We start from the raw sequence: 18,297 nt of genomic DNA, 5'->3' as shown, positions 1-18,297 counted from the left end.
TTCGTTACACAACAACAAACGTTTGCGTGTATAAGTCACTCATTAAATCGTATTATTTTAATAATCAAATGACTAATTTGGGGGGATGAAATATCTATTCTTACTCTGTTTCTTAGGTTTTTATTTAACCGCCAATGCTCAAAACAAGCCTGATGCCAGTATCGACTGGAGTAAAGTTAATCCTGGATTACAGGTTAGTTTTGCCTCTTCAAATATCCGTTATGCTAGAGAAGTTCCTCCTGAAATAGCAGTAAATAAAACATGGACAACCAAAGCATGGAAAGGAGAAAAGATAAACACTCAGGTGTTATTGTGGAGCAGTGAAGCATCAAAATCAATCAAAATACAGGTTTCTGACCTGAAAGATGCCCAAGGAAATGTGTTGAAAAGAGAAAACATTAGCAGCAGTTTTTTAAAATATGTAATTACCGATGAATTTAAAGGCGGTTGTGGTTACAGAAAAGCAAAAGATTTTGATTCTTCTTACGTAGCTGATATTATAGATACTAAAACCACAGCCGTAAGCCTGTTAAAAAATAATACGCAGCCTGTTTGGCTAAGTATAAAAGTACCGGCGAATGCTAAAGCGGGCAGCTATTCTGGCCAGATTAAAGTTATCGGCAATAAAGAACAGGAATTACAAATTACTATTCAGGTATTAGACAGAACGCTACCTCCTGCCAACAAATGGAAGTACGATTTAGATCTTTGGCAACATCCACAGGCCATTGCGCGTGTACACAATGTTCAAACCTGGAGCGCCGAACATTTCTCCCTGATGAAAGAATACTATCAAATGCTGGCCAATGCAGGGCAAAAAACGATAACAGCCAGTATTGTAAACGAACCATGGGGCCACCAAACATTTGATGATTATCCGAGTTTAATTAAATGGACCAAAAAGAAAGATGGTAGCTGGAAATATGATTATAGCTTATTTGATAAATACATCGCATTTGTAATGGAATGTGGTATTACAGACCGTATAAACTGCTATAGTATGGTGCCTTGGAAAATTGCCTTCACCTATTATGATGAAAATCTTGGGCAAGAAGCTGTGCTTAAAGATGCGATTGGATCTGAAGCTTATAACCGCTTTTGGAAAACCATGTTAATTGATTTCACTACGCACTTAAAACAAAAAGGATGGTTTTCCAAAACTTATATCGCGATGGACGAAAGGCCCATGGAAGCGATGAAGGCGGTTATAAAATTACTGAAAGAAACAGATAAAGATTGGAAAATAGCGCTTGCAGGCGATTATCATGGCGAAATAGAAGGCAATATTGACAACTATTGTATCGCTTCTAAATGGGATTTCCCCGCCGAGGTACTGCAAAAACGCCAACAACAAGGCAAAATTAGCACCTGGTATACTTGCTGCACTGAACCTTATCCAAATGCATTTACCTTCTCTTCTCCGGCAGAACAGGTTTGGATGGGCTGGTACTCGGCAAATAAAGCCCTTGATGGGTATGTAAGATGGGCTTACAACAGTTGGACAAAAAATCCACTGGTTGATAGTCGTTTTACCGCCTGGCCAGCTGGCGACACCTATCAGATTTACCCAGGTCCGTTAAGTTCAGTGAGGTTCGAAAAGCTTATTGAAGGCGCACAGGATTTTGAAAAAATTTCGGTGCTGAAAGCTCAGTATATAGCCAATAAAAACACAAAACAACTTAATGCACTCCATAGCGCATTGGCAACTTTCGACATTAAATTATTAGCGACCACCTCAGCAGATGAAATGTTGAAAAAAGTGAAAGACCTATTAAATAATTAATGGAATAGGTTTACAGATTAGATTATCAGCGTAAACATTTCGATACCACTTTGAGCTCAGCTTGTATTGAGCTCAAAGTGACAAAATTTAGAGAACTTTGTTTTATGATATAGCCTTGATGCGATTATTCGTAACCGTTTTCAAAAACAATGGTCTGATGTTTTTTAAGCTTTACTTCAACAATTCCATCATCGCCCATTTTTACATTTTCAGTCGGTAAATCTCTCACCACATAGGTTTTAAAAGGCAGTTTAATTCTAAGTAAACCCTTTTTTTCTGCATATACTTTTACCCTTGTTGGCACACCATTTTCTTTATTTCCACTTACTAAAAAGGCACCTTCTGCACGTAGATTATTAAAAGTAACGTCTTTCCAGCTTTGTGGTACAGCCGGGAATGCCTGTATGTAACCGGTTCTACTCTGTAATAAAAGCTCCTGAACGCCTTGTGCAAAGGCAAAATTGCCTTCTAAGGTAAACGGACGGTAGGTAAAGCCTGAGTATTGCCCTCCTTTTTGATCGCCGTTTAAGTGAAAACTATTTGTAGAGCAAAAGTTTGAAGCAAAAATTTCCAATTGTTTTAATGCTTTATCGGCCTGGTAAGCTCTGGCGTATATAGAAGCCATCCAGCTAAAAGAATAACCACACCATGCCCTTGTACCCATTTCTTCTAATCGTTTTAAAGAATTATCAATAATGCTTTTATCTTTTTGGTGGTTAACATCTAATAAATCGAGCGGATATATGGCCATATACTGCGAAAAATGCCTATGGGAACCCGTTAAATTAGATCCAGGAGCAATGGTCAAACCAGTTTCATTTATTTCATAATCCGGCAATTGTTTGAGTACTTCTTCCCAATGTTTGCTTTCATCTATTTTACCCTTTGCCATGCTTACTTCAGCTGCAGCTTTAAATAGGAACTTAGCCAACGACAAATCATAGTTGGTCCAGTTTAAAAACCAAGCTTTTATGCTGTTATCGTTATACTCAGGGCTAGAGCTTAAAGGCAGTGAACGTTTGCCATCTTTCAATCTTGTGATATTCTCCAGATAGGTTGCTGCTTCGCAGATGTATGGATAAGCCCTGGTTTTAAGAAACCTTTTATCCATGCTATATTTCCACTGCCAATAAAAATGTTGCGCGGTCCATGCGCTTACGGTTGGCGAAAGCGAATACTGGATCCATCCACCCATCGGATCGCCATTTAAAGTAACCACACCTGGCACATTTAAGCCATTAACACCAAAATATTGCCTGGTATAATCAAGGTTCTTTTCTCTGATATTCCATAACCAATCGGTAAAAGTGCCCCCCTCTGCCAAGTGGTTAGCGGTATATGTTGGCCAATAACTCAATTGGGTATTCAAATCATTATGGAAATCGCCTTTCCAGGGCGGTAAACTACCGTTATCAGCTGTCCAAACGGCTTGTAAAGTTATGGCTGGTGCACCTTTTCTGGCTACACAGCCCAATTTGTACATTTCTAAATAGTATTGTTTTTGAATGACCTGATCAGGAACAGAGATATTCGATTTATTCCAATAATCCTTCCACCATTTGATATGAGAATCCCAGCCAGTCGGCTCTTTCGCAGTCGAAGAAATGACAGGTAATTCTGCAGCTTTATCATTACTAATTGTCCAGGAACCGATTACATTGCCGTTATCCATTGTTTTCCATTGAACCAACACCTCATAATAATGCCCCTCGTAGGTAGGCTGATGGTAACGGATACTATTTATATTATTGGCAACTGTTCCTTTTTCATAGCCTAATTTCTGCAAACCTTCTCCTGCATGACTGTTATCGCCTTTTTCGATAAAATTATTGGCATAATTATGCACAATCAAGTTAGGTATGAGTACCGTAGATTTAAGATTTTCGAAACTAAAATATCCCCGTTGCTGCTCTGCATGGATGTAACAGTTAAAAACAGTACCATTTTCGAATTTTACTGTATTTAAGGCCGTTTCGATATCCAATTCGTTCGATAATACTTTACCTAGCTTAGCCATATCAAATTCCATTGCTGCAGCAGGCAATTTGGTTGGATATGGACTGTTATCATAAGGTTCATCTCCTATTTTTTGAACCTCGGCATAGTTATTTTGGTGAACCTGCTCTTCTACCCACTTAAAATTAAGTTTAGAAATATCCAGCGCTTTACGCTCATCCCACAGATCTGCACGATCTAATGAAAGGCGCAATTTATTGTTCTTTTCCCAGATTAAAACACCTAACATACCATTACCAAGAGGCATAGCTTCGTCCCACCTGTTAGCGAGTTTTAGGAAGGAAAGATTGTAAGGTTTTAAGGATTGTGCAAAACTGCTGACAGAAAAGCACAGCAGTAATAAAACAATTGTAATTTTAGTTTTCATTTGTTTGTTTAGAAATGGTTAGCAGCTGTTGATGAAGTATCGATTTCTAAAATAATGATATTAAATCACAAAAAGATTTCTAAAATCTACGCAAACGTTTGATGAGCAATAAAATGACACCTAAAAAAAATTAGTGTACGATCTTGAAAACAAGTTCCTTTAAGAGTTCTCCATCATCAACATTTCCGCTACTATCTAAACCTTTGCTTTTTAAATCGTATTCACGGAGTAAGCCGATCACCTGGAAAACTTTTCCGGTGTTGTAATTTCTTGCTGCTACCTCATAATCTTTGATAAAGAATGGAGGCACGCCCAAAGCTGACGCGGCATCGGCCTTGTTTGGGATATAATGGTATTTTAGAAGTTTAGTAAAATAACCACCTAAATTGGCTAAAACCATTACTGTTGGATTAGCTTTAGGATTGCTGGCGAAGTAATTGATAATTTTATTACATTTTAGTACATCACGGATGGCCAGGGCCTTCTGCAGTTCGAAAACATTATATTCTTTACTAATACCGATGTTTTTCTGAACCAGATCGGCATTAATGGTTACTTCTTTTGGAACATTAAGCATTAACTTTTCGATCTCATTGGCAATTTTGGAAAGGTCGGTTCCTAAATACTCGGCCATTAAAGCCGATGCCTGCTGATCGATCTTGTAACCTTTATCTTTAATAAATTCCTCAATCCAGGGTACCAGTTTATAATCGCGAACAGGATCTGACTGGAAGATTAAACCGCTTTTGCTAATGGCTTTGTAAACCTTCTTACGCTTATCGAAATTGGCATACTTGTAGGCGAGTACCAAAATGGTGCTGGGTAAAGGTTTTTCAAAATAATTGAGTACAAATTCGCCCTCTTTGCTACTCGAATCTTCTTTACCCCATTTTAAATCCTGTGCTTCCTTAACGATTACTACCTGGTAATCAGACATCATCGGGTAGCGCTTCGCAGCCCCCAAAACCGTTGCCATATCGGTATCTTTGCCATATAAAACCGTTTGATTGAAGCCTTTTTCGGCATCGTTCAGCAGTTTATCTTCAATATAATCTGTTACTTGATCGATATAGTAAGATTCTTCTCCATGTAATAAATACACAGGTTTGAATTTTCGGGCTTTAATATCTTTGATAATTTCGGCAGCAGTCATTGCCCGTAAAATTACGATTTAGGTTTAACGATTTGGGTAAATGTTTATAAATTAAGGGAGATATGAGATCCTAGATTTTAGATTTGCTTACATGTCTCAAAATTAAACTAACTTTGAACCTGTAATAATTGATATATTGTTTTATTGTTGCATTGTTAATTGTAAACTGCCGATTGCGAACTGAAAACCGCCAACTGTAAATTGAAAACCGAAATATTTACCCCTATCCCACTTAACCTGCCGCCCTACCCATTTAAAATTACCCAAAAGGATGATGTGGTTTTTATTTTCGACGAGATCAGGAAGAAACATCTGGTACTTACGCCTGAAGAATGGGTACGCCAGCATTTTATACAAAACCTGATTTTGGAAAAAAAATTCCCACGTACATTGATCCAGATTGAGGGTGGTTTGGTGCTAAACCAGTTACAAAAACGCAGCGATATTTTAGTATACAATACTGCTGGCGAAAAGCTGATGTTAATTGAATGTAAGGCACCCAAGGTAAAGATTACGCAATCGGTTTTCGATCAGGCATCCCGATACAACTCCGTACACCAGGCCAGATGGATCGTTTTGACCAATGGCTTGCAACATGTTTATGCAAAGATGGATGCGGAAAAAGGCAGCTTTAATTTCGTACAGGAAATACCAGAGTATCTGGAATTGTAACGTCATATTTTGTCATCCTGAACGTAGTGAAGGATCTTTCATCTATCGGTTGGTGTCTCACCGACCGAAACTTAATCGGCTTACAAAAAACTAAAGTCGAATAATTGTTATCTTCTTGGTCGGTGAGACACCAACCAATAGAAAAAATGCTGCGCATTTTGGGGCGCCAAAGTACCCAAAACGCTTTGTCAATCCGGCAATGTGGCTCCTCACCACCCCTGCTCATCAAAAACAGTGGCACTTTGTTTTGTGTTCAATCCTCATTAAAGTTTCGATTCATCGCTTATGAACACAAAACCACTGCGTTTAAAGTTTGGTAGTGCTATTTGTTCTATTCTGCACCTGTTTTTTGATTTCCTGCCGCTTGGGATTGACGGGCGTTCTTCGGTAAAACCTATGTATTATTAAAGCAGGCTAGCATAACGCATAAAAACCAACTTCAAAGATGTGTCCATGTAACTGCCAATGGCAAGAAATCTTAAATGCCAGCATTACTTTATACATCGTACGCTGGCTTCCAAACCTGTTTATTGCCACTATAAATTGCCTCATTACACATGGACACGCATATAGCCGCCTGGGTTCCGGTATTGATATTCGATGCAGGTTCTTTCTTGGTTATTATCGATTTATAAAACTCATCCAAGGCATAATTTGTACCATCTATAGTGGGTTTATCTAAAATCGGGATTCCCCCATCTTTATTGACCACAATTTTTGTAGCCCCGGTTACTCCATCCACAATACCTAATTCTTTTTTAGCACTTTCTTCGGGATAAAATAAGCCTGTATTGGTAAGCAAAGAAACCGAACCTTTAGTACCTTTTATTTTAAACAGATATCCATCATGCGCATTGCCACAAGTGGCTCCAAAGTTGCCAATCATTCCTTTTTCGTTATAACGCAGAATGGCCTGTATGTTATCATAAGTTTCGCGTCCGTCTTTAAAAACATCTATCCCACCTGATCCCATAATTTCATCGGGCTGGGTTTCGAAAGCCCAGTTGATAAAATCAATCTGGTGCGATAAAAGCTCGGCAGCTAATCCGCCAGAATATTCCTTGTACATCCGCCAATTGATTTTGCGTTCTAAAGCCGGATCCGGAACTGCCCTGCGCCAATTGCCATTACGGTCCCAACGGCAATCGATCTGGCTAACCTTACCTAAATAACCGCTTTGTACCATGTCTTTCACCTTAAAATACAGGGGCGAATAACGGTATTGATATCCCACCTGAAAAACCTGGTTGGGATGCTCTTTAACCAGTTTTTTAAGTTCGAGCGCCTGGGTTATATTATAAGTCATGGTTTTTTCTACATACACATGTTTACCAGCCAGCACAGCATCTTTTGCAATGCCGAAATGCTCGCTTAAAGGTGTAGCTATAAAAACCGCGTCGATTGTTTTATCGTCTAAAACTTTGTGGTAATCTTTTATAGCTTTCGCATCAGCAGGAACGTACTTTTCGGTTTCCTTAAGCCTAAAATCGAGTAAATCACAATAAGCTTTAATTTTATACTTTGCAGGCATTGATTTAATTACCGACAAAACACCTTTACCGCGATCGCCACAACCAATCATGGCTACATTAATAATTTCATCAGGTATTAAATTGGCAAAGCCCTGGTTACCCAAAAGTAAACCAGAGCCTAACAAAGCTGATGTTTTCACAAAAGATCGACGATGCATAATATGTTAATATTTTATTTCTTTATTCATAAATATATTTAACTACAAATTCGCACAGATAACCTAAACTCGATCATTAATATTGGCTTAAAAAGTCTTCTGCGGGTATTTTTAACTCACGGTCGTCACCCTGAACCGAGCCTTAGCAAGCTCACCGAAGGTAATTTATTTCAGGGCCTATCTAGCAGGAAAGATGCTGACCACGTAGTAGCTACAAGACAATTGAAATCACTAGTGCTACTTGTAAAATAAATTCAGCATGACGATCGCGTTAGAAAAGGGAGGCTAAAAACTAATCAAAACACATAAATATTAATCGAACTCATGTTATAAAGTTTTGATTTTAATGGTCCTGAAATCTACCTTATTGCCATGATCCTGCAACAAAATATGCCCTTTCGGTGCTTCGCCAAAATTTTTCCAATCTTTATATTTACTGATAGCAACCAATTTTTTAAACTCTTCAGATCCACGGGTATATTCTAACACTTTAACCCCGTTTAAATAATGTTCTACTTTGTTATTTGGATATACCACCACACGGCCATTGTTCCAACTGCCAATTGGACGCAGGTAACGGGCTTCTTTTTTAGCAGTAATTAAATCGTATAAAGAGGCCAGGGTACGGTTTCCATCCCTGCCTAATTTTGCATCCGGATGTAATACATCATCTAAAACCTGATACTCAAGTCCGATGGCCGAACCCGTATTTTTTTCGCTTAAGGTAACGAAGTATTTCACCCCGCTATTTGCACCTGGGGTTAATTTAAACTCGAACGATAAATCAAAAGCAGCATATTCATCTTTGGTTACAATATCACCACCGTTGGTCGATTCTGCACCACCAGACGGTTCAACGCTAATTACGCCATCGGCAATTTTCCATCCTTTGGCAGGGAAGGTAGTTTTATAAGCACCAACCCAACCTGCATTGCTTTTGCCATCGAACAATAGTTTATAGCCTTCCGATTTTTCGTAAGCAGATAAAGTATTCGGAGTTAAATTCACCGTATAAATTCCTTTTGGAAAAGCTTTGGCTTTTAATCCCTCTGTTTGGATGTTAATGTTTTTAAAATAAACCTTCTTACCATCGTTATCAAGGTTATTGCCAATACCGTGAACCTGTAAGCCAATAAATCCAGATTTATCTAAGGTATCGATTACGTAGGCAACAGGTGTTCCATTTACCCAGGTTTTAGTTTCGTTACCAATACATTCAATTTTGTAGTGGTTAAACTCATTCTTTTTATACAACGGTTTTGCAGATGGGTTAAGCTCTAAAGGATAAAGCCACAATCTTCTGGCTTCATCGTAAATTCCACCCGTCCATGCGCGAGGTGTAGGGTCTATTTCTACCTGTCTGCCAAAAACCAATCCTTTACCATTATTTCCTTCTGGTTTAAGGTGGCTACGGGTTTGCACGCCCGAGTTGGTGGTTTCGCCTTCCAGTTTCACATCCAGTTCTAAAATGAAATCGCCATATTCTTTTTCAGTGATTAAGAACGAATTTGGTGTGCCTTTGGTCATCGTTCCGACAATCATTCCGTCTTCAACCTTGTATGGAGCAGCACCTGCAACGGCTTTCCAACCGGTAAGCGTTTTACCATCAAATAATGGTTTTATTTTTTGAGCAGCAGCTGATAAACTGATTAGCGAAAGCGCCAGAATACTATATTTTTTGAAATTTAACATGATACGTTTTTTCTTGCCGTCATTCTTTCTCGAAATGACGATATTTCTATTTTAATATTTAAATACTTTTCCGTTTGCCATTACTTCCTGTTTACCTTCATCGAAAACTGCTTTCGCACCCGTGCGTACTGCAGCATTGGTCATGATATTGGCAATAGAGTGCGAATAACCTGCTTCAACAGGGGCATTTGGTGTTTTTCGGCTACGCACACATTCCATCCAGTTTCGCATATGGCCAGAGGTTAACCCATCACCACCCATATTGGCACCAGTTGCGGCTTTAATTTCGGTTTTGCTTAAATCAAATTCAGGTAAAAGGTTAGCTTTTAGTCCCATGGCGGCTGCCTCTTTTTCCCTTAAACCACCTTTTGGCGATACCTTATTGGTAATTAAATTCAACTCCCCACCATTTGAATAGTAAACTTCGCCTACATCGCCTACACTATTCTGCATTCTTGAGGTGAAAGTAACCTGGAAACCGTCGGTCATATCCGGCTGACCGTAATCGAATACCGCAACCATCGAATCCCAGTTTCTACGGCCATCTTTCCAGGTGTAAATGCCTCCATTTGCCACTACACTCCGTGGATGTTTCAGATTGGTAAACCAATGCACCGTATCAATCTGGTGCGACATCCACTGCCCGGGCATACCAGATGAATAAGGCCAGAACAACCTGTATTCTAAATATTTCCGTGGATCGAAGGCTTCAACCGGGCGGTTCATTAAGAAACGTTTCCAATCAATATCTTCTTCTTTTAATTTAGCCACTAAATCTGGTCTGCGCCATCTGCCAGGCTGGTTTACATTCCATACCAGATCAACAGCAGTGATTGGTCCGAATTTTCCGTCCTGTATAAATTTTGCCGCGTTGATATAATTCTCACCACTTCTTCTTTGCGAGCCAATTTGTACAATCTGTTTACTTGCCTTAACCGCTTTAAATGCAGCTTTAGCATCGTCCATGGTTTCGGCAAAAGGCTTTTCTACATACGCATCGCAATTGGCTTTTACGGCCTCGATGGTATGGAGCGCGTGCTGAAAATCGGCAGTACTGATAATTACAGCATCAAGATCTTTCATTGCATAAAGCTCATCATTGTTACGGCAGGCTTTAATATCATGGCCGAATTTTTCTTTTAAATGGGCAATCCCTAAATCTCTACGGTAGTTCCAAAGATCGGAAAGGCCAACAATATCGAAATTCAGCTCCTTATTGTGGTTCAAAAAACAAGGCAAAAGGGTATCTTTAAATCGGTCAGAAAATCCAACAACACCAACACGTACCCGATCATTTGCACCAATGATACGGCCGTAACTTTTGGCACTCATGCCCATGGTACCCGCATAAGTTGCCGCAGCAAATATTGCCGATTGTTTAATAAATTTTCTTCTGGAATTTTCCATAGAATAAAACAGTTTAAATAAGGTTAGAAAAGTATTTAAACAGTCTGCCTTCCCGCAAATTGCTTAACAGAACCTAAAATATGGTTAATAAAAATAAACCTTAAATTTTCGTAAGTAATATTTTTGAAACCTTAAATTAAAATAATGGTTAACCATCACATTAACCTTAAATAAAAGGCCTGGATGGCTAATATTTACTGCAATAAGATCTTTTTACTATTTTAGGAAAACGTTTGAAATAATCTATTCTTAATCAAATAATTTTATTCGAATTAAATAAAAAAGCCATTAGAAACTAAATTTCTAATGGACTGAATATACCTTGTAGGTTATTTTTTACAGCGCCCAATTATTTTTAGTCAACTGCACAACTAAAGTATCACGATCTTGTAATTCGTTTAAAAATCGCTCGTTAAAATCACCGAACATGTGACCGCTAAAAATAGCAGCTCTGTTATACAGGCGCAATTTATAAAGATAACCAGAGATCGTAAGGGCTTTTTTATTCCCCATAGCTTTAAATCCTAAATCTGCCCTGTAAATAATGGGAGGAATTGATGTTGGTTGATTGATTACCCTCACAGGTTGAGTATAAATGCTGGTTCTATATATTAGAAAAGACCGATCAAGCGTAGCTTGGTTCCCAAACACCATTCCATGAAACAGATGAACATCACCTTTAAAATCAATATTAGCAGAATCCTTAACTTTGTAAGTCCAAAATCCATCCAATGCAGGTGGATATCTAATTTCTGCAGAATCGGCTTTAGTAAATTTTATCTGATAAAAATTGGCATCAAATGAATTAGCAAAGGCATTTCCTGCAAAATTTGCTATTTTTTGTTGATCCAGTACCTCGCCATTCATTGTCCACATCCTCATTTTTCCCTTACTGTAAGATTTATAAGTTAAGGAAATGGGATATTTCAGTACCTCTTCTTTATCGCCTTCTTTCTTACAGGAAACAATAAATAATAACAGGCAGGAAAAAATGCATAATAAATTCTGAGAGCGTATCATATTTTTTAATTAAAGAGACCTGTAAGGTTTTAAAAACCTTACAGGTCTGTGAGATTATTATTAGCCTAAAACCGCTAAACTTTCTTCAATAATTCTGATTTTCGCCTCAGCATCGGCTTTTTTGTTGCGTTCGTTAGCAATAACTTCTGGTTTCGCATTCTGCACAAAGCGTTCGTTGTTTAGTTTGGAATCAACTGATTTTAAAAAACCCTGCAGATAAATTAAATCGGCATTTAAGCGTTCGCGCTCTGCCTCTAAATCAACGTTTTCGGTTAGCGGGATAAAAAATTCATCTTTACCAGCCATAAAAGCAGTTGCACCAACAATTTTATCGTTTACAATTTCAGCTTCTGATACATTGGCCAGTTTGAAAACAATGTTTAACCATTTTTCATAGTCAAGATCAGAATTTATTTTGATACTTAAAGGCAGCGCTTCTTTAGGAGAAATCTGTTTCTGGTTCCTTACATTTCTAATTTCAGCTACAACGGTTTTAATTACCTCCGCATCTTTCAATAATTGCTCATCAAAAGCCCCACCTTTCGGGAATTCGGCCACAATACAACAGTCCATTTCGCCACGATCTGCAAACAAATCATCATGCCATAACTCTTCGGTAATGAAAGGCATATTCGGGTGCAATAATTTGATGATATTTTCAAAGAATGCAATTGTTGCCTGATAACTATCTGCATCAATTGGCTGCTGGTAAGCAGGTTTAACCATTTCTAAATACCAGGCACAGAAATCATCCCAAACCAACTTATAAGTAATCATTAATGCTTCAGACAGCCTGTATTGCTTAAAGTTGGCTTCAATTTCTACTAATGCCTCATTAAAGCGGTTTTCGAACCACAAAATGGCCTGGGTATTCGGATTCACCAGGTTTTCATCAACCTCCCATCCTTTTACCAAACGGAAAGCATTCCATATTTTACTGGCAAAATTACGCCCCTGCTCGCAATAAGCTTCATCAAACATTAAATCGTTACCGGCAGGAGATGACATTAACATACCCACACGAACGGCATCAGCACCATATTTTTCAATCAATCCAATCGGATCTGGTGAATTGCCCAGCGATTTAGACATTTTCCGTCCCAGTTTATCGCGTACTATCCCCGTTAAATATACATTCGTAAATGGTTTTTTACCCATAAACTCATGCCCCGCCATAATCATGCGGGCCACCCAGAAGAATAAAATTTCAGGCGCGGTAACCAGATCGTTAGTTGGGTAATAATAATTGATGTCTTTATTTTCAGGATTTTTAAAGTCATCAAAAACCGAAATTGGCCATAACCACGAGGAGAACCAGGTATCCATTACGTCATCATCCTGTCTTAAAAATGGCGCTAACTGATGTTTGAATCCAGCTTTTTCAGCTTCCGAACAATTCTCGTTCAGATGTTTTTTCTTCCAGAATTCTTCTAAGGCTTCATCTTTGGTTTTGGCAACCACCCAGTTTCCTTTATCGTCATACCAGGCCGGAATTCTTTGCCCCCACCATAACTGGCGGCTAATGTTCCAATCGCGTACATTTTCCATCCAGTGGCGGTAGGTATTTTCAAATTTATTCGGAATCAGGTTTACTTCTCCATTCAACACATCATCCAAAGCTGGCTGTGCCATCTCTTTCATCTTTACAAACCATTGCATAGAAAGTTTTGGCTCGATGGCTGCATCAGTACGTTCGGAAAAACCAACCTGCGATTTATAATCTTCCACTTTATCCAAGTGACCGGCCTCTTCCAGCATTTTAGCGATTTTCTTACGGGCAACAAACCTGTCTTCACCCACTAAAATAACCGCCAGTTCATTTAAGGTTCCATCATCGTTTAAGATATCGGTAACCGGCAAATTGTGTTTTACGCCCAGTTCATAATCGTTTAAATCATGTGCCGGTGTAACTTTTAAACAACCTGTTCCAAATTCGATATCTACATATTCATCTTCAATAACCGGAATTTCGTGGTTAACCAACGGTACAAAAACTTTTTTGCCTTTGAGGTGCGTAAAACGTTCGTCATTCGGGTTGATACAGATGGCTGCATCGGCCATTATGGTTTCCGGGCGCGTGGTTGCAATCGTTAAAAACTGATCTGTTGTACCAGAAATTAGGTATTTTATATAGTATAACTTTTGATTAACCTCTTTACGGATCACCTCTTCATCAGAAACCGCGGTTTTACCGGCAGGATCCCAGTTTACCATGCGGATACCACGGTAAATCCAACCTTTTTTGTAGAGGTGGATAAATGAATCAATCACCGCTTCAGAAAGATCTTCTTCCATGGTAAAACGGGTACGATCCCAATCACAGCTTGCTCCCAGTTTCTTTAACTGCTCTAAAATAATACCCCCGTATTTCTCCTTCCACTCCCAGGCATATTTCAAAAATTCTTCCCGCGAAAGGTCTTTTTTATTAATGCCCTGCTCTTTTAGCATCGCTACAACCTTTGCTTCAGTAGCAATAGAGGCGTGGTCGGTTCCTGGCACCCAGCATGCATTTTTACCTTGCATACGGGCTTTACGGATCAATACATCCTGAATGGTATTATTGAGCATATGCCCCATGTGCAGTACACCTGTGACGTTTGGTGGCGGAATTACAATGGTGTAAGGCTCGCGTTCATCGGGTTCTGAGTGAAAAAACTTTTTAGATAGCCAATAGCTATACCATTTATCTTCTGTTTCTGCAGGATTGTACTTGGTGGATATGCTCATGAATGTATTAAAAGTTCAAAAATAGCTAATTAAGCTGAAAGACCAAAGCCAAGTAAGCGGAAAGACTAAAGCAGTTAAACTTCGGACGAGTGTGTATGGGAGAAAGGTCATTAGTTTTTGGAGAGCAAGTGCCGCATTTTGATTTAGCTGTTTTGCAATGCAAGTTTTCGTTATTTTGTTATCGCTACACTTTAATCAGGTTTAGAAAAATTGGTTCATGCAAGAAAGAATGATAATGCATTTCCATAAAACACTTACTCTACGTCATCAAAAACGTCATCCAATGCCAATTCGAAACCAGGCAACACGGTTGACGTAATTTTTTCGCTTAAAGTGAATATTTTAGAAGGCTGAAATTTACCCGTCTCGTCTAAGGTATATATCAAAATACTTTGATCACTTTGGCTCACTACCCAATATTCTTTAACACCAAATTCTTCGTAAACGCGGTATTTATTAAGCAGTTCCATTTTTGTATTACCAGGAGATAAAATTTCGATAACAAGATCAGGGGCACCAATACAGCCGCGGGCATCTAGTTTACTTTTATCACAAACAACACAAATATCGGGTTGTAATACCGTATATACATCCTTATCAGCTTTACTTTCTTTTGGAAAGCGAACATCAAACGGAGCAGAATAAACTTTGCATGGTTTATCTTTTAGAAAAATACCCAGATTTAAAAAAATACTCCCGGCCACTTCCTGATGACCCCTCGAGGGTGCCGGGCTCATCTTAAAGACTTTACCTTTAATCAGTTCCACTCTTTCAGGAAAAAGCCAGTTCAAATAGTTGGAATAGCTATAAGTTAAGGATGCATCAAGTTCATTGAACTGCCTAACAGGCTCATCATCGCTTAAAACAGGATATGGAACAGGTTTAGACATCACCGAATATACTAAAAAAAGTAGTAATTCAAAAATATTAATGGATTTTATATATCCTCAAAAACGTCATCCAATGCCAGTTCAAAACCCGGTAATACTTTTGAAGTAATTTTCTCGCTTAGTGTAAATATTTTAGAGGGCCGAAATTTACCCATTTCATTAAGAGTGTAAATTAAAATGGTTTGATCGCCCTGACTTACCACCCAATATTCTTTAACACTAAATTCTTCATAAACGCGGTATTTATTAAGCAATTCCATTTTGGTATTTCCTGGAGACAAAACCTCTACAACCAAGTCAGGCGCACCAATACAACCACGGGCATCAACTTTGTTTCCATCGCAGATCACACAAATATCAGGTTGTAAAACGGTAAAGATTTCTTTATTATTTTCGCTTTCTTTCGGAAAACGCACGTCAAATGGAGAAATAAAAACTCTGCAGGGGTGTTTTTCAAGAAAGTTACCTAATCTACGGTATATTTTGCCGGTGATTATTTGGTGAAAACTTGATGGCGCAGGACTCATCTTAAAGATTTTACCTTTAATCAGTTCCACTCTTTCAGGAAAAAGCCAGTTCAAATAATTAGAATAGCTATAAGTTAAGGATGCATCAAGTTCATTGAATTGCCTAACAGGCTCATCATCATCGTTTAAAACAGGATATGGAACAGTCTTAGACATAACCAAATATACTAAATTTTATAGCATTTTGTTTTTCTATTTTTCAACATATCTTACTTACCATTAAGAAGTTTTCAATTGGCAGTTTATCATTGAACTAATGAAGAGAAAAATCAATGTTTTAATTTAAGGCCGCTACTCCAAGATCAGCTAACCAATTTAAACAATTAACCCATTAAGAAAATTTCATTTTCTGTATCCTTACCGCATTTAAAATGGCTAAAAGTGCCACACCAACATCAGCAAAAACAGCTTCCCACATAGTTGCTATTCCTCCAGCCCCTAAAATTAAGACGATTGCTTTTACAGCAAATGCCAATACGATATTCTGGATCACAACTTTTTTAGTTGCCTTACCTATTTTAACCGCAGTTGCAATTTTAGAAGGCTGATCGGTTTGAATCACCACATCTGCGGTTTCAATAGCAGCATCACTCCCCATTGCGCCCATAGCAATACCAATATCGCTAATGGCCAACACAGGGGTATCATTTATTCCATCGCCAACAAAAGCCACCACTTTACTTTTATCACTTTTAATAGCTTCCAGCCTGGCAACTTTATCTTCTGGTAATAAATCGCCAAAATAAGTATCAATACTTAAACCTGTTGCTACTTTTTTAACAATCGAGGTTTTATCACCACTTAACATCACAACCTGTTTTACTCCGTTTTCATGAAGCCGCTTAATGGCTTCAGCAGCATCTTCTTTTATTTCATCTGCAATTAAAACATAACCAACATATTTCTGGTCAACAGCAACAACAACGATACTTTCTTCAATCGATGCGATCCTGGTATCAAAGGCAATATTAAATTTTTCTAAAAGTTTTGTGTTGCCTGCCAAAACTGCTTTGCCATTTACTATCCCTCTTAAACCCATTCCAGCAATTTCCTCAATGTTTTCAGCAGGATGAATTTCTTTCTCGCCTCCATATTCTACAATAGCCTTTGCAATCGGATGGGTCGATTTAGCTTCTATAGCGGTTAATAAATTTAAAAAATCTGCTTGATCAATACTGCTTTCTACTTGCTGAACCTTAAAAACGCCTTTTGTTAAGGTTCCTGTTTTATCCATTACAACCGTATCCAGTTTGGTAATTAAATCAAGGAAATTAGAACCTTTAAAAAGAATGCCATTTGCAGATGCCGCCCCAATGCCGCCAAAATAACCTAATGGAATAGAAATAACCAATGCACATGGGCAAGATATAACCAAGAAAACCAGCGAACGATATAACCAGGTTTGGAAGTGATATTCGCTTCCTAAAACCAAAATTGGTATAGTAACCAGCGCAAGGGCTAAAAAGAAAACAATCGGGGTATATATTTTCGCAAACTTGCGAATAAAAAGTTCGGTTTTAGCTTTGCGGGTAGTGGCATTTTGAACCATCTCCAAAATGCGCGACAATGCACTATCGGCAAAAGCTTTGGTAACTTTAACTTCAATAACTTTATCCAGATTAAGCATTCCTGCCAAAATCGATTCACCCTTACTAATTGTACGGGGTTTGCTTTCGCCTGTTAAAGCAGCGGTATTAAAACTGCTTTTATCACTGATCAGTTCTCCGTCTAAAGGAATTTTCTCACCAGCCTTTACTTGTATGGTTTCGCCAATTTCTACTTTTTCAGGATTAATATCTTCGTATTTTCCGTTACGAAATACATGTGCTACATCTGCCCGAACATCCAGTAATGCTTTAATATTCCTTTTGGCACGGTTTACCGCTGCCAGTTGAAACAACTCGCCAATAGTATAAAAAAGCATCACCGTTACCCCTTCAGGGTATTGGCCAATGGCAAAAGCACCGATTGTAGCGATAGACATTAAAGAGAATTCTGTAAAGAAATCTTTGGCTTTAAAAGTTTCCCAAACCTCGCGTAAAACCGGAATACCCACAGGTAAATAGGCCACGATGTACCAATAAGGCCTAATAATCTGAAATGCCGCAACATTAAAAAGATTGTCAAACGCAATTCCAACAAGAAGCATAGCCAATGTTACAATGGCTGGCAAAAAAGTTTTAAAGGCTGATGGATCTCCGCCATGGTCGTGGTCATGATCGTCACCTTCTTCATGTGCGTGATCATGATCGTGGTTATGTTTTGGTGCAGAATGTACTTTACTGCTGCAACAGCTATCTTCTTTATCGTGCGAGTGGCTCATTATATTATACTAAGACATTATTTTCTTAAT

Annotated in this window: 12 protein-coding genes; 2 read left to right on the top strand and 10 right to left on the bottom strand. The window is 38.4% G+C overall.

Annotated elements, in window-relative coordinates:
• Positions 1-85 precede the first annotated feature (85 nt).
• Entirely contained in the window at positions 86-1,783 is a 1,698-nt protein-coding gene (locus HDC90_RS19250) for a DUF4091 domain-containing protein (RefSeq protein WP_184469286.1), read from the top strand.
• A 124-nt stretch (positions 1,784-1,907) separates the two neighbouring features.
• Here HDC90_RS19250 and HDC90_RS19245 read toward each other — a convergent pair whose 3' ends face one another.
• On the bottom strand, positions 1,908-4,166 hold the full coding sequence (locus HDC90_RS19245) for a glycoside hydrolase N-terminal domain-containing protein (RefSeq protein ID WP_184469284.1): 2,259 nt from the start codon (positions 4,164-4,166) through the stop codon (positions 1,908-1,910).
• Positions 4,167-4,296: 130 nt separating this feature from the next.
• The gene (gene holA / locus HDC90_RS19240; protein WP_184469282.1) at positions 4,297-5,319 is read right to left on the bottom strand and encodes a DNA polymerase III subunit delta; all 1,023 of its coding nucleotides are present in this window, start codon (positions 5,317-5,319) and stop codon (positions 4,297-4,299) included.
• 213 nt (positions 5,320-5,532) lie between these two features.
• Between holA and HDC90_RS19235 the strand changes: the two genes are divergently transcribed.
• Positions 5,533-5,991, top strand: coding sequence for a type I restriction enzyme HsdR N-terminal domain-containing protein (locus HDC90_RS19235; protein ID WP_184469305.1), 459 nt, complete (start codon positions 5,533-5,535; stop codon positions 5,989-5,991).
• Between the two features lie 496 nt (positions 5,992-6,487).
• On the opposite strand, the gene HDC90_RS19230 is transcribed toward HDC90_RS19235, so the two are convergent.
• The 8 genes from HDC90_RS19230 to HDC90_RS19195 all read right to left on the bottom strand — a co-directional run bounded on the left by HDC90_RS19230 (position 6,488) and on the right by HDC90_RS19195 (position 18,267).
• Positions 6,488-7,681, bottom strand: a complete 1,194-nt coding sequence (locus tag HDC90_RS19230) for a Gfo/Idh/MocA family protein (RefSeq protein WP_184469280.1) — start codon at positions 7,679-7,681, stop codon at positions 6,488-6,490.
• Positions 7,682-8,008: 327 nt separating this feature from the next.
• Positions 8,009-9,373 (bottom strand): DUF1080 domain-containing protein, encoded by a 1,365-nt coding sequence (locus tag HDC90_RS19225; protein WP_184469278.1) that lies wholly within the window; start codon positions 9,371-9,373, stop codon positions 8,009-8,011.
• Positions 9,374-9,424: 51 nt separating this feature from the next.
• Positions 9,425-10,780, bottom strand: a complete 1,356-nt coding sequence (locus tag HDC90_RS19220) for a Gfo/Idh/MocA family protein (protein WP_184469276.1) — start codon at positions 10,778-10,780, stop codon at positions 9,425-9,427.
• Between the two features lie 336 nt (positions 10,781-11,116).
• Positions 11,117-11,800, bottom strand: coding sequence for a hypothetical protein (locus tag HDC90_RS19215; protein WP_184469274.1), 684 nt, complete (start codon positions 11,798-11,800; stop codon positions 11,117-11,119).
• A 60-nt stretch (positions 11,801-11,860) separates the two neighbouring features.
• Complete coding sequence (locus tag HDC90_RS19210; protein WP_184469273.1) at positions 11,861-14,527, bottom strand: valine--tRNA ligase; 2,667 nt, start codon at positions 14,525-14,527, stop codon at positions 11,861-11,863.
• 254 nt (positions 14,528-14,781) lie between these two features.
• Positions 14,782-15,417 carry a Uma2 family endonuclease gene (locus HDC90_RS19205; protein ID WP_184469272.1) on the bottom strand — a complete coding sequence of 212 codons (636 nt, stop codon included), beginning with the start codon at positions 15,415-15,417 and terminating at the stop codon, positions 14,782-14,784.
• A gap of 47 nt (positions 15,418-15,464) precedes the next feature.
• Positions 15,465-16,100 (bottom strand): Uma2 family endonuclease, encoded by a 636-nt coding sequence (locus HDC90_RS19200; RefSeq protein ID WP_184469271.1) that lies wholly within the window; start codon positions 16,098-16,100, stop codon positions 15,465-15,467.
• A gap of 175 nt (positions 16,101-16,275) precedes the next feature.
• The gene (locus HDC90_RS19195) at positions 16,276-18,267 is read right to left on the bottom strand and encodes a heavy metal translocating P-type ATPase (RefSeq protein ID WP_184469270.1); all 1,992 of its coding nucleotides are present in this window, start codon (positions 18,265-18,267) and stop codon (positions 16,276-16,278) included.
• Positions 18,268-18,297 lie beyond the last annotated feature (30 nt).

Source organism: Pedobacter sp. AK013, assembly GCF_014205835.1.
GTDB lineage: Bacteria > Bacteroidota > Bacteroidia > Sphingobacteriales > Sphingobacteriaceae > Pedobacter.
This window is presented reverse-complemented; position numbering and strand designations above follow the sequence as displayed.

Excerpts from the sequence above, each read along its gene's own strand:
- HDC90_RS19250 (WP_184469286.1), top strand. The coding sequence starts at position 86 with ATGAAATATCTATTCTTACTCTGTTTCTTAGGTTTTTATTTAACCGCC.
- HDC90_RS19245 (WP_184469284.1), bottom strand. The coding sequence starts at position 4,166 with ATGAAAACTAAAATTACAATTGTTTTATTACTGCTGTGCTTTTCTGTC.
- holA (WP_184469282.1), bottom strand. The coding sequence starts at position 5,319 with ATGACTGCTGCCGAAATTATCAAAGATATTAAAGCCCGAAAATTCAAA.
- HDC90_RS19230 (WP_184469280.1), bottom strand. The coding sequence starts at position 7,681 with ATGCATCGTCGATCTTTTGTGAAAACATCAGCTTTGTTAGGCTCTGGT.
- HDC90_RS19225 (WP_184469278.1), bottom strand. The coding sequence starts at position 9,373 with ATGTTAAATTTCAAAAAATATAGTATTCTGGCGCTTTCGCTAATCAGT.
- HDC90_RS19220 (WP_184469276.1), bottom strand. The coding sequence starts at position 10,780 with ATGGAAAATTCCAGAAGAAAATTTATTAAACAATCGGCAATATTTGCT.
- HDC90_RS19215 (WP_184469274.1), bottom strand. The coding sequence starts at position 11,800 with ATGATACGCTCTCAGAATTTATTATGCATTTTTTCCTGCCTGTTATTA.
- HDC90_RS19210 (WP_184469273.1), bottom strand. The coding sequence starts at position 14,527 with ATGAGCATATCCACCAAGTACAATCCTGCAGAAACAGAAGATAAATGG.
- HDC90_RS19205 (WP_184469272.1), bottom strand. The coding sequence starts at position 15,417 with ATGTCTAAACCTGTTCCATATCCTGTTTTAAGCGATGATGAGCCTGTT.
- HDC90_RS19200 (WP_184469271.1), bottom strand. The coding sequence starts at position 16,100 with ATGTCTAAGACTGTTCCATATCCTGTTTTAAACGATGATGATGAGCCT.
- HDC90_RS19195 (WP_184469270.1), bottom strand. The coding sequence starts at position 18,267 with ATGAGCCACTCGCACGATAAAGAAGATAGCTGTTGCAGCAGTAAAGTA.